This is a genomic window from Streptomyces sp. NBRC 109706 (assembly GCF_000974485.1).
In the GTDB taxonomy this organism is placed as follows: domain Bacteria; phylum Actinomycetota; class Actinomycetes; order Streptomycetales; family Streptomycetaceae; genus Streptomyces.
This window is the reverse complement of record NZ_BBOM01000008.1, coordinates 650,276-669,366: the sequence shown is the minus strand read 5'-3', so window position 1 is coordinate 669,366 and position 19,091 is coordinate 650,276. Positions and strand designations below refer to the sequence as shown.

Below are 19,091 nucleotides of genomic sequence, written 5' to 3'. Positions count from 1 at the left end.
GTCCTCGGCCACACCACCACCGACGCCATCGGCGAACACCAAACCTTCAAAGACCTCGGCTTCGACTCCCTCACCACCGTCGAACTACGCAACCGACTCAACACCACCACCGGACTACGCCTCCCCGCCACCCTCGCCTTCGACTACCCCAACCCCACCACCCTCACCAACCACCTCCTCTCACAACTCCTCCAAACACCCAACACCACCCCAAACACATCCCGCCCCACCCCCACCAACACAACACAACACAACGAACCCATCGCCATCATCGGCATGGCCTGCCGCTTCCCCGGCAACGTCACCACACCCGAACAACTCTGGAACCTCGTCGCCAACCAAACCGACGGCATGACCCCCTTCCCCACCAACCGAGGCTGGCCCAACACCCTCACCCAAACCGACAACACCCACCTCGGCGGCTTCGTCCACAACGCAGACCAATTCGACGCCACCCTCTTCGGCATCAGCCCCCGCGAAGCCCTCGCCATGGACCCCCAGCAACGACTACTGCTCGAAACCGCATGGGAAACCCTCGAAACCGCCGGAATCACCCCCACACACATCCAAGGAACCCAAACCGGCGTCTACATCGGATCCTCCACCTCCACCTACGGCACCGGCACCCAACTCCCCGAAACCTCCGACGGCCACCTCCTTACCGGCAACGCCCCCAGCATCATCTCCGGCCGCATCGCCTACACCTTCGGCCTCCAAGGCCCCGCCATCACCATCGACACCGCCTGCTCCTCCTCCCTCGTCGCACTCCACTGGGCCACCCAAGCCCTCCACACCGGCGAATGCGACCTAGCCCTCACCGGCGGCGTCACCGTCATGACCACCCCCGGCATATTCGCCGAATTCAACCGCCAAGACGGCCTCGCCACCGACGGCCACTGCAAACCCTTCGCCGCCGCAGCCGACGGCACCGGCTGGTCCGAAGGCGCCGGACTCCTCCTCCTAGAACGACTCACCGACGCCCAACGCAACGGACACCACATACTCGCGGTAATACGCGGCAGCGCCATCAACCAAGACGGCGCCTCCAACGGCCTCACCGCCCCCAACGGACCCTCCCAACAACGCGTCATCCAACAAGCCCTCACCAACGCCCACCTCACCCCCACCGACATCGACACCGTCGAAGCCCACGGCACCGGCACCCGCCTCGGCGACCCCATCGAAGCCCAAGCACTCATCGCCACCTACGGCCAAAACCGGGACAATAACAGTCCGCTGTGGCTCGGCTCCATCAAATCCAACATCGGCCACACCCAATCCGCAGCAGGCGTCGCCGGCCTGATCAAAATGGTCATGGCCATGCGCCACGGCATACTCCCGGCAACCCTGCACGTGGACGAACCCTCACCCCAGATCGACTGGTCAGCCGGCACGGTAAAACTCCTCACCGAACCACAAGAATGGCCCCAAACCGACCGACCCCGCCGCGCAGCCGTCTCCTCCTTCGGCATCAGCGGCACCAACGCCCACGTCATCCTCGAACAAGCACCGAATTCGGAGCCGACGCCCCGAAGCGTGGTCTCACCGGCACCAGGGCTGGTGCCGTGGCTGGTATCGGCAAAGACCGAAGGCGCGCTACGGGCACAGGTCGCACGGCTGCGGTCCTTCGTTGGTGAACGGCCGGAGTTGGACCCGGTGGACGTCGGCTGGTCGCTGGCCACGACGCGGGCCGCGTTGGAGCATCGGGTCGTCCTGGCCGCTGATGGGGATGTGCTCGCCACGGGCACGGCCGGCGAGGGCCGGACCGCGTTCCTCTTCACGGGGCAGGGCTCGCAACGCGCCGGCATGGGACAGGGGTTGTACGAGACCTTCCCCGTCTACGCCGAAGCCTTCGACGCGATCTGCGAACGCCTCGACGCACGACTGGAACACCCCCTCCGCGAGATCCTGACCGACGGCATTGACCTGGATCAGACGGGCTGGGCGCAGGCGGGGTTGTTCGCTCTTGAGGTGGCGCTGTTTCGGTTGGTGGAGTCCTGGGGTGTCACGCCGGATGTGTTGTTGGGGCACTCGTTGGGTGAGATCGTCGCGGCGCATGTTGCGGGGGTTCTTGATCTGGATGACGCGTGTGTGTTGGTGGCGGAGCGCGGTCGGTTGATGCAGGCGCTGCCGTCGGGTGGTGGAATGCTGGCGGTCCAGGCGAGCGAGGCGGATGTCGCCAACTCCGGTTTGGATATTGCGGCGGTGAACGGTCCCCGGTCCGTGGTGTTGTCCGGGGATGTCGCGGCGATCGAGCGGTATGCGGCGGAATGTGGGGAGCGCGGCTGGCGGTTCAATATCCTGTCGGTGTCGCATGCGTTCCATTCGGCGTTGATGGAGCCGATGCTGGACGAATTCGCCACTGTTCTGGCCGGGTTGACGTTCAACCCCGCCCGCATCCCGATCGTTTCGAACCTGACCGGTGCGGTGGCCGAGCCGGGGCTGTTGCAGGAACCGGAGTACTGGCTCAAGCAGGTCCGTGAAACCGTCCGCTTCGCCGACGGTGCTACGGCGCTGGAAGCAATGGGCGTCACGCGATACCTCGAACTGGGCCCCGACGGGGTGCTCTCCGGCATGGCCCAGGAGACCGTTGCGGAGGGCACGTTCGTCCCGTTGTTGCGCAAGGACCGGGACGAGACCGACACCGCCGTGACCGCGATCAGCCGCCTGTGGACGGTGGGCGTCGAGGTCGACTGGTCGGGTGTGTTCGCCGGCTGGGGTGGGCGGGTTGTTGAGCTGCCGACGTATGCCTTCCAGCGGGAACGGTACTGGCCCCAGCCCTCCGCAGAGTCTGAAGCGGGCGAGGGGCTGGTGGACTCCGCGTTCTGGGACGCGGTGGAGCGCGGTGACCTGGAGGAACTGGCCGGGCTTGAGTCCGCGTTGCCCGCGCTGTCCGCCTGGCGCCAGCGGCACCAGGAACGCTCCACACTCGACTCCTGGCGCTACCGCATCACCTGGCAACCACTGACCGACCTCCCCGCACCGGCCCTCTCCGGCACCTGGGTGATCGCCGGAACCGAGGACGAGGACATCTCCACCGCCCTCGCCACCGCAGGCGCCACCGTCGTCAACCTCCCCATCCACGAAATCGCCCAACTCCCCGACACAGCCGGCATCATCCTCACCCCCGAAAACTGGACCGACACCCTCACCACCATCCAGACTCTCCCCGACGTCCCGGCACCCCTCTGGGTCCTCACCCGAGGCGCCCAAGCCATCGGCCGCTCCGACCGACTGACAAACCCGGAGCTGGCCACGGTGTGGGGACTGGGACGCGTCGCGGCCCTGGAACACCCGCAGCGCTGGGGCGGGTTGGTCGACATCCCCGCCGTGTTGGACACCCGAGCTGGCGCCCGACTCGCCAGCATCCTGGCCAGCGACAGCGACGGCGAAGACCAGATCGCCATACGCAACTCCGGCGTCTACGGCCGACGCCTAGTGCGGGCAGTACCGGCGCCCGTCACCGGCACGGGATGGCAGCCCTCCGGCACCGTGCTGGTCACCGGCGGCACCGGCGCGTTGGGCACGGAAGTCGCCCGCTGGCTCGCCGGACGCGGAGTGCCACATCTGGTGCTCACCAGCCGTGGCGGCATCGCGCCGGAGGGGCTGGTTGAGGAACTGGCCGAACTCGGCGCCCGCACCACAGTCGTGGCCTGCGATGTAGCCGACCGCGACGCCCTGGCCACCGTCATCGCCGAGATCCCGAACCTAACGGGAATCGTCCACGCCGCCGGAGTCGACGAACCCGCAGCGCTCGCATGGACCACCACCGAAGCCGTAGCCAACGTACTCAGCCCCAAGGTCGACGGAACAAGACACCTGGACGAACTGACGGCAGAGCTACCACTCGACCTCTTTGTGGTGTTCTCCTCCATCTCCGCCACCTGGGGCAGCGGCACCCAAGGCGCCTACGCCGCCGGAAACACCTTCCTCGACGCCTGGGTACAGCACCGCCACGACCGCGGCCTGCCCGGCACCTCAGTGGCCTGGGGCCCCTGGGCCGGCGGCGGTATAGCGACGCGGGGCGAGGCAGCACAGGCGCTGCGTCGGCGCGGGCTGGCACCGATGGACCCCGCCCTGGCGATCCGGGCCTTGGCCCAGGCCGTCGACGGTCAGGAATCGTGCGTGACGGTCGCCGACGTCGACTGGTCGGTGTTCGCACCGGCCTTCACCTCAGTGCGTGCCAGCGCGCTCCTCTCAGATCTCCCGGAGGCGAAGGACGCGCTCAAGACCACCGCACCGAGCGGTGATTCCGCATCGGGGTTGCGCCAGCGGTTGGCGGACACCGCGACTGCGGAGCGGCGTCAGATGGTGCTGGACCTGGTGCGCGACCAGGCCGCGCAGGTGTTGGGACACACGGCGGGCGCGGAAGCGGTCGAATCCGATCGGGCGTTCCGGGACCTCGGCTTCGATTCCCTGATGGCCGTCGAACTCCGCAATCTGCTGACCGCCCACACGGGGTTGCCTCTCGCGGCCACGTTGGTCTTCGACTATCCGAGCCCAGCGGTGCTGGCCGACCATCTGTTGTCGGAACTGGTCGAGGATGTTGTCCAACAGGGCCCCGCGCTACCGGTGTTGGCCACCGGCACGGTGGTGGATGAGCCGATCGCGATCGTCGGCATGGCCTGCCGCTACCCCGGCGGAGTCACCTCACCCGAACAGCTCTGGGACCTGGTCGAGAGCGCAACGGACGGCATCACACCGTTCCCGGCCGATCGCGGCTGGCCAAGTACGGTTCCCGATGGTGTGGCGGCCTTGGGCGGATTCGTCCAGGACGCGGACAAGTTCGACGCCGATCTGTTCGGAATCTCGCCGCGTGAGGCCCTGGCCATGGATCCGCAGCAACGGCTGCTCCTGGAAACGGCCTGGGAAACCCTCGAAACCGCCGGAATGAACCCCCGCTCACTCCGAGGCCGGAGCATCGGCGTCTTCGCCGGCGCCTCCTCATCGGGATACGGCAACAACGGCGTCGCCGGCGCCGAGGGACATCTACTCTCCGGCACCGCGAACAGCGTGATCTCCGGCCGCATCGCCTACACCTTCGGCCTCGAAGGCCCAGCCGTCACCGTCGACACCGCCTGCTCCTCCTCCCTCGTCGCCCTCCACCTAGCCGCCCAAGCCCTGCGCTCGGGCGAATGCGACCTGGCACTAGCCGGCGGCGTCACCGTGATGGTCACCCCAGGCGCCTTCGCCGAATTCGACCGCCAGGACGGCCTCGCCTCCGACGGCCGCTGCAAATCCTTCGCCGCCGCAGCCGACGGCACCGGCTGGGCCGAAGGCGTCGGCCTCCTCCTCGTCGAACGACTCTCCGACGCCCAACGCAACGGACACCAGGTACTGGCCGTGGTGCGCGGCAGCGCCGTCAACCAGGACGGCGCCTCCAACGGCCTCACCGCCCCCAACGGACCCTCCCAGCAACGCGTCATCCGCCAAGCCCTGGCCAACGCCCACCTCACCGGCACCGACATCGACACCGTCGAAGCGCACGGCACCGGCACCCGCCTCGGCGACCCCATCGAAGCCCAGGCATTGCTGGCCACCTACGGCCAAGACCGGGACCAAAACAGTCCGCTGTGGCTGGGCTCGATCAAATCCAACATCGGTCATACGCAGGCGGCGGCCGGCGTCGCCGGCCTGATCAAGATGGTCATGGCCATGCGCCACGGCGTACTCCCGGCGACCCTGCATGTGGACGAGCCCTCGCCGGCGGTCGACTGGTCGACCGGCGCGGTCGCATTGCTCACCGAGGCACGGGAATGGCCCAAGGTCGACCGCCCGCGCCGCGCGGCCGTCTCCGCCTTCGGCATCAGCGGCACCAACGCCCACGTCATCCTGGAACAAGCCCCCGAACCTGAGCCCGAACCCATCGCGACCATCGCAACGCGACAAAGCCCCGGGCTACTCCCCTGGGTGGTATCGGCCAGGTCCGGCAGCACACTCCAGGCGCAGGTCGCGCGGCTGCGGTCCTTCGTTGGTGAACGGCCGGAGTTGGACGCGGTGGACGTCGGGTGGTCGCTGGCCACGACGCGGGCCGCGTTGGAGCATCGGGTCGTCCTGGCCGCTGATGGGGATGTGCTCGCCACGGGCACGGCCAGCGAGGGCCGGACCGCGTTCCTGTTCACCGGCCAGGGTGCGCAACGCGCCGGCATGGGCCTGGGGTTGTACGAGACCTTCCCCGTCTACGCCGAAGCCTTCGACGCGGTCTGCGCCCGGCTGGACATGCGACTGGAACGTCCGCTGCGCGAAGTCCTGACCGACGGCATCGATCTGGACCAGACGGGATGGGCCCAGGCCGGCCTCTTCGCCCTCGAAGTCGCCGCCTACCGCCTGGTGGAATCCTGGGGCCTGGTCCCCGATGTGCTGCTGGGCCACTCCCTGGGTGAGATCAGCGCCGCGCATGTCGCGGGGGTTCTCGATCTGGACGATGCGTGCGTACTGGTCGCGGAGCGCGGGCGGTTGATGCAGGCCCTGCCGACCGGCGGCGGAATGCTCGCCGTCCAGGCGACTGAGGACGATGTCGCCGACTCCGGTTTGGATATTGCGGCGGTGAACGGGCCCCGGTCCGTGGTGTTGTCCGGGGATGTCGCGGCGATCGAGCGATACGCGGCGGAGTGTGGGGAGCGCGGCTGGCGGTTCAATGTCCTGTCGGTGTCACATGCGTTCCACTCAGCCCTGATGGAACCAATGCTGGACGAATTCGCCACCGTTCTGGCCGGGTTGACGTTCAACCCCGCCCGCATCCCGATCGTTTCGAACCTGACCGGGGCGGTCGCCGAGCCGGGGTTGTTGCAGGAGCCGGAATACTGGCTCAAGCAGGTCCGTGAAACCGTCCGCTTCGCCGACGCCGTCACCGCGCTCGAAGCCATGGGCGTGACCCGCTACCTCGAACTGGGCCCCGATGGCGTGCTCTCCGGCATGGCGCAAGAGACCGTCGCCGACGCCACGTTCGTCCCCCTCCTTCGCAAGGACCGGGACGAGACCGACACCGCCCTGACCGCGATCAGCCGCCTGTGGACGGTGGGCGTCGAGGTCGACTGGTCGGGTGTGTTCGCCGGCTGGGGTGGGCGGGTTGTTGAGCTGCCGACGTATGCCTTCCAGCGGGAACGGTACTGGCCCCAGCCCTCCGCAGAGTCTGAAGCGGGCGAGGGGCTGGTGGACTCCGCGTTCTGGGACGCGGTGGAGCGCGGTGACCTGGAGGAACTGGCCGGGCTTGAGTCCGCGTTGCCCGCGCTGTCCGCCTGGCGCCAGCGGCACCAGGAACGCTCCACACTCGACTCCTGGCGCTACCGCATCACCTGGCAACCACTGACCGACCTCCCCGCACCGGCCCTCTCCGGCACCTGGGTGATCGCCGGAACCGAGGACGAGGACATCTCCACCGCCCTCGCCACCGCAGGCGCCACCGTCGTCAACCTCCCCATCCACGAAATCGCCCAACTCCCCGACACAGCCGGCATCATCCTCACCCCCGAAAACTGGACCGACACCCTCACCACCATCCAGACTCTCTCCGACGTCCCGGCACCCCTCTGGGTCCTCACCCGAGGCGCCCAAGCCATCGGCCGCTCCGACCGACTGACAAACCCGGAGCTGGCCACGGTGTGGGGTCTGGGTCGCGTCGCGGCCCTGGAACTCCCGCAGCGCTGGGGCGGGTTGGTCGACATCCCCGCCGTGTTGGACACCCGAGCGGGTGCCCGACTCGCCGGGATCCTGGCCAGCGACGGCGGCGGCGAGGACCAGATCGCGGTACGCAACTCCGGCGTCTACGGCCGACGGTTGGTGCGGGCGGTGCCGGCGGCCGTGGCGGGCGCGGGCTGGGGGCCTTCGGGATCGGTGTTGGTCACCGGTGGCACGGGCGCGTTGGGCGCGGAAGTCGCCCGCTGGCTCGCGGGACGCGGTGTGCCACATCTGGTGCTCACCAGCCGTGGCGGCATCGCGCCGGAGGGCCTGGTCGAGGAACTGGCCGAACTCGGCGCCCGCACCACGGTCGTGGCCTGCGATGTGGCCGACCGCGACGCCCTGGCCGAGGTGATCGCGGGTGTTCCGGAGCTGACGGGTGTGGTGCACGCTGCCGGGGTCGACAACCCCGAAGCGCTGGCATGGACCACCACCGAGGCCGTGGCCGACGTGCTGCGGCCCAAGGTCGACGGGACCAGGCACCTGGACGAACTCACCCGGGATCTCCCCCTCGATCTGTTCGTGGTGTTCTCGTCGATTTCCGCGACCTGGGGCAGCGGCACCCAAGGCGCCTACGCCGCCGGGAACACCTTCCTCGACGCCTGGGTACAGCACCGCCACGACCGCGGCCTGCCCGGCACGGCGGTGGCCTGGGGCCCCTGGGCCGGCGGCGGCATGGCGGCACAAGGCGAAGCCGAAGCCGCCCTACGCCGGCGTGGCCTCATCCCGATGGACCCCGCCCTGGCGATCCGGGCCTTGGCCCAGGCCGTCGACGGTCAGGAATCGTGCGTGACGGTCGCCGACGTCGACTGGTCGGTGTTCGCACCGGCCTTCACCTCGGTGCGGCCCAGCCCACTGCTGTCCGACCTCCCGGAGGCGGCGAACGCACTCGACACCACCGCGCCGGGTGGCGATGCCGAGTCGGAACTGCGTCAGCGGCTTATCACCGCCACCGTCGCGGAGCGGCACCCGTTGGTGCTGGACCTGGTGCGCGACCAGGCCGCCCAGGTGTTGGGACACACGGCGGGCGCGGACGCCATCGACCCCGCACGCGCCTTCCGGGACCTCGGCTTCGACTCCCTGATGGCCGTCGAACTCCGCAACCTGCTAACGCGCCAGACGGGGTTGTCGCTGTCCGCAACACTGGTCTTCGACTATCCGAGCCCAGCGGTGCTGGCCGACCATCTGTTGTCGGAACTGGTCGAGGATGTTGTTCAACAGGGCGCCGCACTACCGGTGTTGGCCACCGGCACGGTGGTGGATGAGCCGATCGCGATCGTCGGCATGGCCTGCCGCTACCCCGGCGGAGTCACCTCACCCGAACAGCTCTGGGACCTGGTCGAGAGCGCAACGGACGGCATCACGCCCTTCCCGACCGACCGTGGCTGGTCCAACGAGATACCCGATGGTGTGGCGGCCTTGGGCGGATTCGTCGAGGACGCGGACAAGTTCGACGCCGATCTGTTCGGAATCTCGCCGCGTGAGGCCCTGGCCATGGATCCGCAGCAACGGCTGCTCCTGGAAACGGCCTGGGAAACCCTCGAAACCGCCGGAATGAACCCCCGCTCACTCCGAGGCCGGAGCATCGGCGTCTTCGCCGGCGCCTCCTCATCGGGATACGGCAACAACGGCGTCGCCGGCGCCGAGGGACATCTACTCTCCGGCACCGCGAACAGTGTGATCTCCGGCCGCCTCGCCTACACATTCGGCCTCGAAGGCCCAGCCGTCACCGTCGACACCGCCTGCTCCTCCTCCCTCGTCGCCCTCCACCTAGCCGCCCAAGCCCTGCGCTCGGGCGAATGCGACCTGGCACTAGCCGGCGGCGTCACCGTGATGGTCACCCCAGGCGCCTTCGCCGAATTCGACCGCCAGGACGGCCTCGCCTCCGACGGCCGCTGCAAATCCTTCGCCGCCGCAGCCGACGGCACCGGCTGGTCCGAAGGCGTCGGCCTCCTCCTCGTCGAACGACTCTCCGACGCCCAACGCAACGGACACCAGGTACTGGCCGTGGTGCGCGGCAGCGCCGTCAACCAGGACGGCGCCTCCAACGGCCTCACCGCCCCCAACGGACCCTCCCAGCAGCGTGTCATCCGCCAAGCCCTGGCCAACGCCCACCTCACCAGTGCCGACATCGACACCGTCGAAGCGCACGGCACCGGCACCCGCCTCGGCGACCCCATCGAAGCCCAAGCACTCATCGCCACCTACGGCCAAGACCGGGACCAAAACAGTCCGCTGTGGCTGGGCTCGATCAAATCCAACATCGGCCACACCCAGGCGGCCGCCGGCGTCGCCGGCCTGATCAAGATGGTCATGGCCATGCGCCACGGCGTACTCCCGGCGACCCTGCATGTGGACGAACCCTCCCCCCAGATCGACTGGTCCGAGGGCGCGGTGAAGCTACTCACCGAGGCACGCCAATGGCCTGACGTCGACCGCCCCCGCCGCGCGGCCGTCTCCGCCTTCGGCATCAGCGGCACCAACGCCCACGTCATCCTGGAACAAGCCCCCGAACCCGAGCCCGAACCCATCGCGACCATCGCAACGCGACAAGCCCCCGGGCTACTCCCATGGGTGGTATCGGCCAAGACCGAGGCCGCGCTACGGGCGCAGGTCGATCGACTACGCTCCTTCGTGGCCGAACGTCCCGCCTTGGAGCCGGTCGACATCGGCTGGTCACTGGCCACGACCAGGGCCGGGCTTGAGCATCGCGCAATTCTTCACGGCGATGAGGAGCTGGCCGCAGGCATCGCGGCCGAGGGGCGGACCGCGTTCCTGTTCACCGGCCAGGGTGCGCAACGCGCCGGCATGGGCCTGGGGTTGTACGAGACCTTCCCCGTCTACGCCGAAGCCTTCGACGCGGTCTGCGCCCGGCTGGATACGCGGCTGGAACGACCGCTGCGCGAAGTCCTGACCGACGGCGCCGATCTGGACCAGACGGGATGGGCCCAGGCCGGCCTCTTCGCCCTCGAAGTCGCCCTCTACCGCCTGGTGGAATCCTGGGGCCTGGTCCCCGATGTGCTGCTGGGCCACTCGTTGGGCGAGATCGTCGCCGCCCATGTCGCCGGAGTCCTCGATCTCGACGACGCGTGCGTACTGGTCGCGGAGCGCGGACGCCTGATGCAGGCCCTGCCGACCGGCGGCGGAATGCTCGCCGTCCAGGCCACCGAGGCCGATGTCGCCGATTCAGGGCTTGACGTTGCGGCGGTGAACGGTCCGAACGCCGTGGTGCTTTCCGGCAGCAGCGACGCCATCGAGCGCTACGCCGCCGAATGCGCCCAGCGCGGCTGGCGGTTCACCATCCTGACCGTCTCGCACGCGTTCCACTCCGCCCTGATGGAACCGATGCTGGAGGAATTCGCTTCGGTCCTGGCCGGGTTGACGTTCAACCCCGCCCGCATCCCGATCGTCTCCAACCTGACCGGCACCACAGCCGAACCAGGCCAGATACAACAGCCCGACTACTGGCTCCAACAGGTCCGCCAAACCGTCCGCTTCGCCGACGGCGTCACCGCGCTCGAAGCCATGAACGTGACCCGCTACCTCGAACTGGGCCCCGACGGAGTCCTGTCCGGCATGGCCCAGGAGACCACCGTCACCGACGCGACCTTCGCCACCCTCCTCCGCAAGGACCGCGACGAAACCGACACCGCACTCACCGCCATCAGCCGCCTCTGGACCACCGGCATCAACGTCAACTGGCCAGCGCTGTTCGACGGTTGGGGCGGCCGGGTTGTCGAGCTACCGACCTATGCCTTCCAACGCGAACGGTACTGGCCCCAGCACCAGTTGGGGGCCGGGGACCTGGGTGCCGTAGGTCTGGCGGGTGCCCGGCATGCGTTGCTGGGTGCGGCGGTGGCGCTTGCCGAGGGCGATGCGGTGCTGCTGACCGGTCGGTTGTCGACCGGCGGGCAGCCGTGGCTGGCCGACCATGTCGTGCTGGGCCAAATCGTCGTCCCCGGCACGGCGTTGGTGGAGATGGCGTTGCGGGCCGGCCAGGAGGTTGGCTGCGGTCTGGTCCGCGAGTTGGTGTTGCAGTCGCCGTTGGTGCTGCCGGAGTCGGGCGCGGCGCAGGTTCAGGTGCGGGTCGAGGCCCCGGACGCGGCGGGCGACCGCACCATCCACATCCACGCCCGCGCCGAGGGCTCGGACGAATGGGCCCTGCACGCTTCCGGTTTCCTCGCCGCATCCGAACTCCAGGCACCCGATTTCGATCTGGCCGTATGGCCGCCGCAAGACGCTCTACCGGTGGAACTGTCCGGTTTCTACGAGGCGTTGACCGGCGCCGGCTTCGCCTACGGCCCGATGTTCCAGGGTGTGCAAGCGGCCTGGCGCGACGAGTCCGGCATCTATGCCGACGTCACGCTGCCCAACACGGACGGGGTCGAAGGGCTGGGCATCCATCCCGCGCTCCTGGACAGCGCCTTGCATCCCACCGGCCTGCTGGCCGGCGACGACGAAGCTTCCGGGCCTCGGTTGCCGTTCGCCTGGTCGGGCGTGGAGCTCTTCGCGGTCGGCGCGACGGCGTTGCGGGTGGCGATCGTCCCCGAGGGCGAAGGCGTCCAGGTGCGGGCGGCCGACGGCCTCGGCCAACCAGTCGCACGCATACGCTCGTTGATGTCCCGCACGATATCGGCGGACCAACTCACCCCAACTGAACCCACCGACGACGCGCTCTTCGCCATCGACTGGACCACCCTCACCACAACCCCCCAGACCCAACCAACCGACCTCACCACCCTCACAGCCGGCGAAGGCCCACTGGAGCAGGTGCTCGGCGACGTACTGCGCGGCGTACAGGAATGGCTGGCGGACGAGACATCCGCCCCGACCCGTCTGGCCGTGATAACCCGAGGCGCGGTCCCAGCCGCACCCCATGACGTGGTTGATCCGGTTGGCGCGGCGGTGTGGGGCCTGATCCGCTCCGCCCAGTCGGAACACCCCGACCGCATCACCCTCGTCGACAACGATCCGGCAGCCACGGAGGACGTCGACCTGGCGCTGCTCCCTGCGGTGGACGAGCCAGGGATCGCCATCCGCAACGGGCACATACTCGTCCCCCGGCTGGTCCGAGCGACGACGACCGCCGAGTCAACGGTGGCGCCGGATCCGAACGGCACCGTGTTGATCACCGGAGGCACCGGGACACTGGGCGGTCTGTTGGCCCGGCACCTGGTGACCGAACACGGCGTCCGTCACCTGTTGTTGTTGTCCCGTCGGGGTTCGGATGCTGCGGGGGTTGGGGACCTTACCGCCGAACTCGGCGCGTTGGGCGCGGATGTGCGGGTTGTGGCGTGTGATGCCGCCGACCGTGACGCTCTGGCGGCGGTGCTGGCGCGGGAGGTGCCGGTGGACGCTCCGTTGACCGGTGTCGTTCACGCTGCGGGTGTGTTGGACGACGGCGTCTTCACGGCGTTGACGCAGGAGCGTCTGGAGACGGTGTTGCGGGCGAAGGCCACCGCCGCCGTCAACCTGGACGAACTCACCCGCGACGTCGATCTGTCGATGTTTGTGCTCTACTCCTCCGTCTCCGCGACCCTTGGCACCCCGGGGCAGGGCAACTACGCGGCCGCCAACGCCTTCCTGGACGGTCTGGCCACCCGCCGCCGCGCCGAAGGACTCCCCGCACTCTCCCTCGGCTGGGGATTGTGGGAGCGGGCCAGCGGGATGACGGGGCATCTGCAGGATCGTGCGTCTCGTCTTGGCTCCGGGTTGTCGGACGAGCAGGGGCTGGCCCTGTTCGATGCCGCCTTGGGCGTGGACCGGGCCACCGTCGTGCCCATGCAGCTGGATGTGAGCGCCCTCCGCTCCTGGAACCCCACCAGCAGCCCGATCCCGGCGCTGCTACGCGGCTTCGTTCCGACCACCGTCATCCGGCGCGCCGGACGCGCCGCCGAAGGCGAACCACAACTGCTGCGGCAGTTGGCCGGCCTGTCACCGGCCGAACAACGCGCACTGTTGCAGAACATGGTGTTGGCGGAGGTGGCGCGGGTGTTGGGGCATGCGTCGGCGGACGCCATCAGCGAGCGGCAGGCGTTCAAGGACCTGGGTTTTGATTCGTTGACCGCGGTGGAGTTCCGCAACCGTCTCAACACGGTTGCCGGGCTGCGGCTGCCCGCGACGCTGGTGTTCGACTACCCGAACGTTCAGGTGCTGGTGGACCACCTGGTCAGCCTGTTGTCGGAAGCGGACCGGCCGGTCCCCGTCGCCCCCGCACGTTCAGTGGGGGTGGATGAGCCGATCGCGATTGTGGGGATGTCGTGTCGTCTGCCGGGTGGTGTGGTTTCGCCGGCTGGGTTGTGGGATCTGGTCATGGCGGGTCGGGACGGGATCACGGACTTTCCCGATGACCGTGGGTGGGAGGTGGCCTGGAGCGAGGTCTCCGGCGTGGGTGGCTTTGTCACCGGCGCGGGCGAGTTCGACGCCGCGATGTTCGGGATCTCCCCGCGTGAGGCCCTGGCCATGGACCCACAACAACGCCTCCTCCTGGAAAGCGTCTGGGAAGCCTTCGAATCCGCCGGCCTCGACCCCCACTCCCTACGCGGCTCCGCGACCGGCGTCTACGCCGGGGTGATGTACCACGACTACGCCCAAAGCCTCGGCACCGTCCCCGAAGGAGTGGAAGCGTTCCTGGGCACCGGCAACGCCGGCAGCGTCCTGTCCGGACGCGCCGCCTACACCTTCGGCCTCGAAGGCCCCGCCGTCACCGTCGACACCGCCTGCTCCTCCTCCCTGGTCGCCCTCCACCTGGCCTCACAGGCACTACGGTCGGGCGAATGCGACCTGGCGGTGGCCGGCGGCGTGACCGTGCTGTCCACCCCAGGAGTCTTCGTCGACTTCGCCCGCCAAGGCGGACTCGCCGCCGACGGCCGCTGCAAATCCTTCGCCGCCGCAGCCGACGGCACCGGCTGGTCCGAAGGCGCAGCCATCCTGGTCGTCGAACGCCTGGCCGACGCCCAACGCAACAACCACCCCATCCTCGCCATCGTCCGCGGCACCTCCGTCAACCAAGACGGCGCCTCCAACGGACTGACCGCCCCCAACGGACCCTCCCAACAACGCGTCATCCAACAAGCCCTCGCCAACGCCCACCTCACCGCCGCCGACATCGACATCGTCGAAGCCCACGGCACCGGCACCCGCCTGGGCGACCCCATCGAAGCCCAAGCACTCATCGCCACCTACGGCCAACACCGCGCCCAAAACGACGAACCCCTGTGGCTGGGCTCGATCAAATCCAACATCGGCCACACCCAAGCAGCCGCCGGAGCCGCCGGCATCATCAAAATGGTCATGTCCATGCGACACGGCATACTCCCGGCAACCCTGCACGTGGACGAACCCTCACCCCAGATCGACTGGTCAGCCGGCGCGGTAAAACTCCTCACCCACCCACGAGAATGGCCCCAAACCGACCGACCCCGCCGCGCAGCCGTCTCCTCCTTCGGCATCAGCGGCACCAACGCCCACGTCATCCTCGAACAAGCCCCCACACCCAAACCACACACCCCACGCACGACCCGGCAAGCCCCCGGCCTGGTGCCCTGGCCCATATCCGCCAAAACCCAAACCGCACTCCAAGCACAGGTCACACGACTACAAACCTTCCTCGCCGAACGACCCCAGTCGAACGCGATCGACATCGGCTTCTCACTCGCCACCACACGAGCCGCCCTGGAACACCGAATCGTCCTCACCGACACCACAGACATCCTCGCGACAGGCACGGTAACCGAAGGCCGCACCGCATTCCTCTTCACGGGGCAGGGTGCGCAACGCCCCGGTATGGGACAGGAGTTGTATGAGGCGTTCCCGGTCTACGCCGAAGCCTTCGACACGATCTGCGCACGCCTCGACACGCACCTGGAACGCCCCCTGCATGAGGTCCTGACCGACGGGGCCGACCTCGACCAGACGCTATGGGCCCAAGCCGGCCTCTTCGCCCTCGAAGTCGCCCTCTACCGCGTGGTGGAGTCCTGGGGCGTGATCCCCGACGTGCTGCTGGGCCACTCCCTCGGCGAAATCACCGCCGCCCACATCGCCGGGGTTCTGTCGTTGGATGATGCGTGCACCCTGGTGGCGGAGCGCGGAAGGTTGATGCAGGCGCTGCCGAGCGGCGGCGGAATGCTCGCCGTCCAAGCCACCGAAGCCGACGTCACCCACTCCGGCCTCGACACCGCCGCCATCAACGGCCCACAGTCCATCGTGCTCTCCGGGGACGCTGGGGCTATCGAACGCTACGCCGTCGAATGCGCCGACCAAGACCGGCGATTCACCATTCTGACGGTGTCGCACGCGTTCCACTCAGCCCTGATGGAACCCATGCTCGACGAATTCGCCGCCGTCCTGAACAACCTGACGTTCAACCCCACCCGCATCCCCATCATCTCCAACCTCACCGGAGCCATAGCCGAACCCGGCCAGATACAACAACCCGAATACTGGCTGAAGCAGGTCCGTGGGACGGTCCGCTTCGCCGACGGAGTCACCACACTCCAAACCATGGGCGTGACCCGTTACCTCGAAATCGGCCCCGACGCCGTCCTGACCGGAATGGCCCAAGAGACCATTGCCGAAGGCGTGTTCACCCCCCTCCTCCGCAAGGACCGCGACGAGACCGACACCGCACTCACCGCACTCAGCCGCCTCTGGACCACCGGCATCAACGTCAACTGGCCGGCCGTCTTCACCAACTGGGGCGGCCGCGCCGTCGAGTTGCCGACCTACGCGTTCCAGCGTGAGCGGTACTGGCCGCAGCCGAGGGTTGGCGCCGGGGACCTGGGGGCTGTCGGCCTGACGGGGGCCGAGCACGCCCTGCTGGGCGCGGCGATGACGTTGGCCGATGGTGACGGGATTGTTCTGACGGGGCTGCTGTCGGTGGCCGCTCAACCGTGGCTGGCCGATCACCGGGTGCTGGGTCGGCTTGTGGTTCCGGGTGCGGCGTTGGTGGAGATGGTGTTGCGCGCCGGGCAGGAGGCGGGCTGTGGTCTGGTCCGCGAGCTGGTTCTCCGGACGCCCCTGGTATTGCCGGAGTCCGGCGGGGTGCGGGTGCAGATTCGGGTGGCCGATGCGGACGGGGCGGGTGATCGGCCGGTCCTCGTTCATGCCCGTGCCGAGGGCACCGATGAGTGGGTGTTGCATGCGTCGGGTCTCCTCGCCGCGTCCGAACAGGGGGCCGGTGACTTCGAGTTGGACGTGTGGCCGCCGCAGGGGGCCGTCTCGGTGGATATCGACGGGTTCTACGAGGCTCTGGCTCAGGTCGGCCTCGGCTATGGGCCGGCGTTCCAGGGGGTGCGCGCGGCCTGGCGTGACGATGCGGCGGTCTACGCCGAGGTGGTGCTGCCCAGCGCGGACGGGGTGGAGAGGCTGGGTATTCATCCCGCCTTGCTCGATGCCGCGCTCCACCCGTCGGGGTTCCTCGTCGGCGATGACGCGGAGCCCGGGCCTCGGTTGCCGTTCGCCTGGTCGGGCGTGGAGCTCTTCGCGGTCGGCGCGACGGCTCTGCGGGTGGCGATCGTGCCCGAGGGCGAGAGTGTGCGCATCAGGGCGGCCGATGGCGCGGGGCAGCCGGTCGCGGTGATTCGTTCGCTGGCTTCCCGCGCGGTTTCTACGGATCAGCTGCCGTCGGCCGAGCGTGCCGACAACGCGCTGTTCGCCGTCGACTGGGCCGCCGTGTCCCCGGCGGTCGATGGGCCGCCCAGCGAGGCCGGGCTCTCCACGTTGGTGGTTGGCGACGGCCCGTTGGAGCAGGTGCTCGGCGATGTTCTGCGGGGCGTTCAGGAATGGCTGGCCGACGAAACGACATCGGGTTCCCGGCTGGCGGTGGTCACCCGTCGCGCCGTCCCGGCAGGCCAGGACGGCGCCGGCGAACCCGTCGACGTCGTCAACGCCGCCGTCTGGGGTCTTGTGCGGTCGGCGCAGTCGGAGAATCCGGATCGGATCGTGTTGGTGGACGTCGATCCGGCCGCCGACGAGACGGGCGAACCAGGTTTCGCGGCGCTGCTCGTCACCGCCGAACCCCAGTTGGCCATCCGTGACGGGCAGATACTGGTGCCCAGGCTGGCCAGGGTTTCGGGTGCGGAGCGGGTTGTGCTGTCGGATCGGGACGGCACGGTGTTGATCACCGGTGGCACGGGGACCCTGGGTGGTCTGTTGGCGCGGCATCTGGTCGCCGAGTACGGGGTGCGGCGTCTGTTGTTGTTGTCGCGTCAGGGCCCGGATGCTCCGGGGGCCGCGGAGCTGACCGCCGAGTTGGCGGCGTCGGGTGCGGATGCGCGGGTCGTGGCGTGTGACGCGGCCGACCGTGACGCTCTGGCGGCGGTCCTCGACGGTATTCCCGCCGACGCGCCCCTGACCGGTGTGGTCCATGCCGCCGGTGTGCTCGACGACGGGGTGTTCACGGCTCTCACCCCAGACCGGTTGAACAGCGTGCTGCGGGCGAAGGCGACGGCGGCGGCCCATCTGGACGAGCTGACGCGCGACGCGGATCTGGCGCTCTTTGTTCTGTACTCCTCGGTGTCGGCGACGTTCGGCACCCCGGGGCAGGCGAACTACGCGGCGGCGAACGCGTTCCTCGACGGTCTGGCCGCGCGTCGCCGCGCGGAGGGGCTGCCGGGTCTGTCGCTGGGCTGGGGCATGTGGGAGCAGGCCAGTGGCATGACCGGCCATCTGCGGGAGCGGACGGCCCGGCTCGGTCCCGGGTTGTCGAACGAGCAGGGGCTGGCGTTGTTCGATGCGGCGCTGGGTGGGGACCGTTCGGGTGTGGTGGCGATGGTGCTGGACGTGGGCGCGTTGCGGTCGTGGGGTTCCAGCGGCTCGGTGCCGGCGTTGCTGCGTGGTCTGGCTCCGGCCGTCGTCCGGCGGGCGAGCCAGGTGGCGGGCGGGGAGCCGCGGTTGCCGGGGCGGCTGGCGGGTCTGGCGTCCGAGGACCGGATCCGGCTGTTGCAGGAGACTGTTCTGGCCGAGGTGGCCCAGGTGCTCGGGCATGCGTCGGCGGATGCGATCGGTGAGCGGCAGGCGTTCAAGGATCTGGGCTTCGACTCGCTGACGGCGGTCGAGCTGCGCAACCGGCTGCAGGCCGTCACCGGGTTGCGTCTGCCGGCGACGCTGGTGTTCGACTATCCGACCTCGGCGAAGCTGGTCGAGTTCCTTGCCGAGGAGTTGCTTCCCCGGCAGGAGGTGGCCGCCACGGATCTGCTCCTGGGCAAGTTGCAGGAGATCGAGGCGGGGCTGGCGGGGACCGAGGACGCGGAGGCTCGGACGAAGCTCGTCCGGCGTTTGGAGTCCCTGGTCTCGAAGTACGGCGACGACGGCGTGGGGCAGGACGCCGGCTCTTCGGTCGTCGAGGCTCTCGACGAGGCGACGAACGAAGACCTGTTCGCGTTCATCGACCGGGAGCTGGGCGATGCGTAATC

Annotated in this window: 1 protein-coding gene; it reads left to right on the top strand. The window is 68.9% G+C overall.

Annotated features, from left to right (window positions below):
* Positions 1–19,089 (top strand): type I polyketide synthase (locus tag AOM46_RS35470; RefSeq protein ID WP_062213696.1); only part of this gene is annotated, 19,089 nt, incomplete at its 5' end.
* Positions 19,090–19,091: the final 2 nt, after the last annotated feature.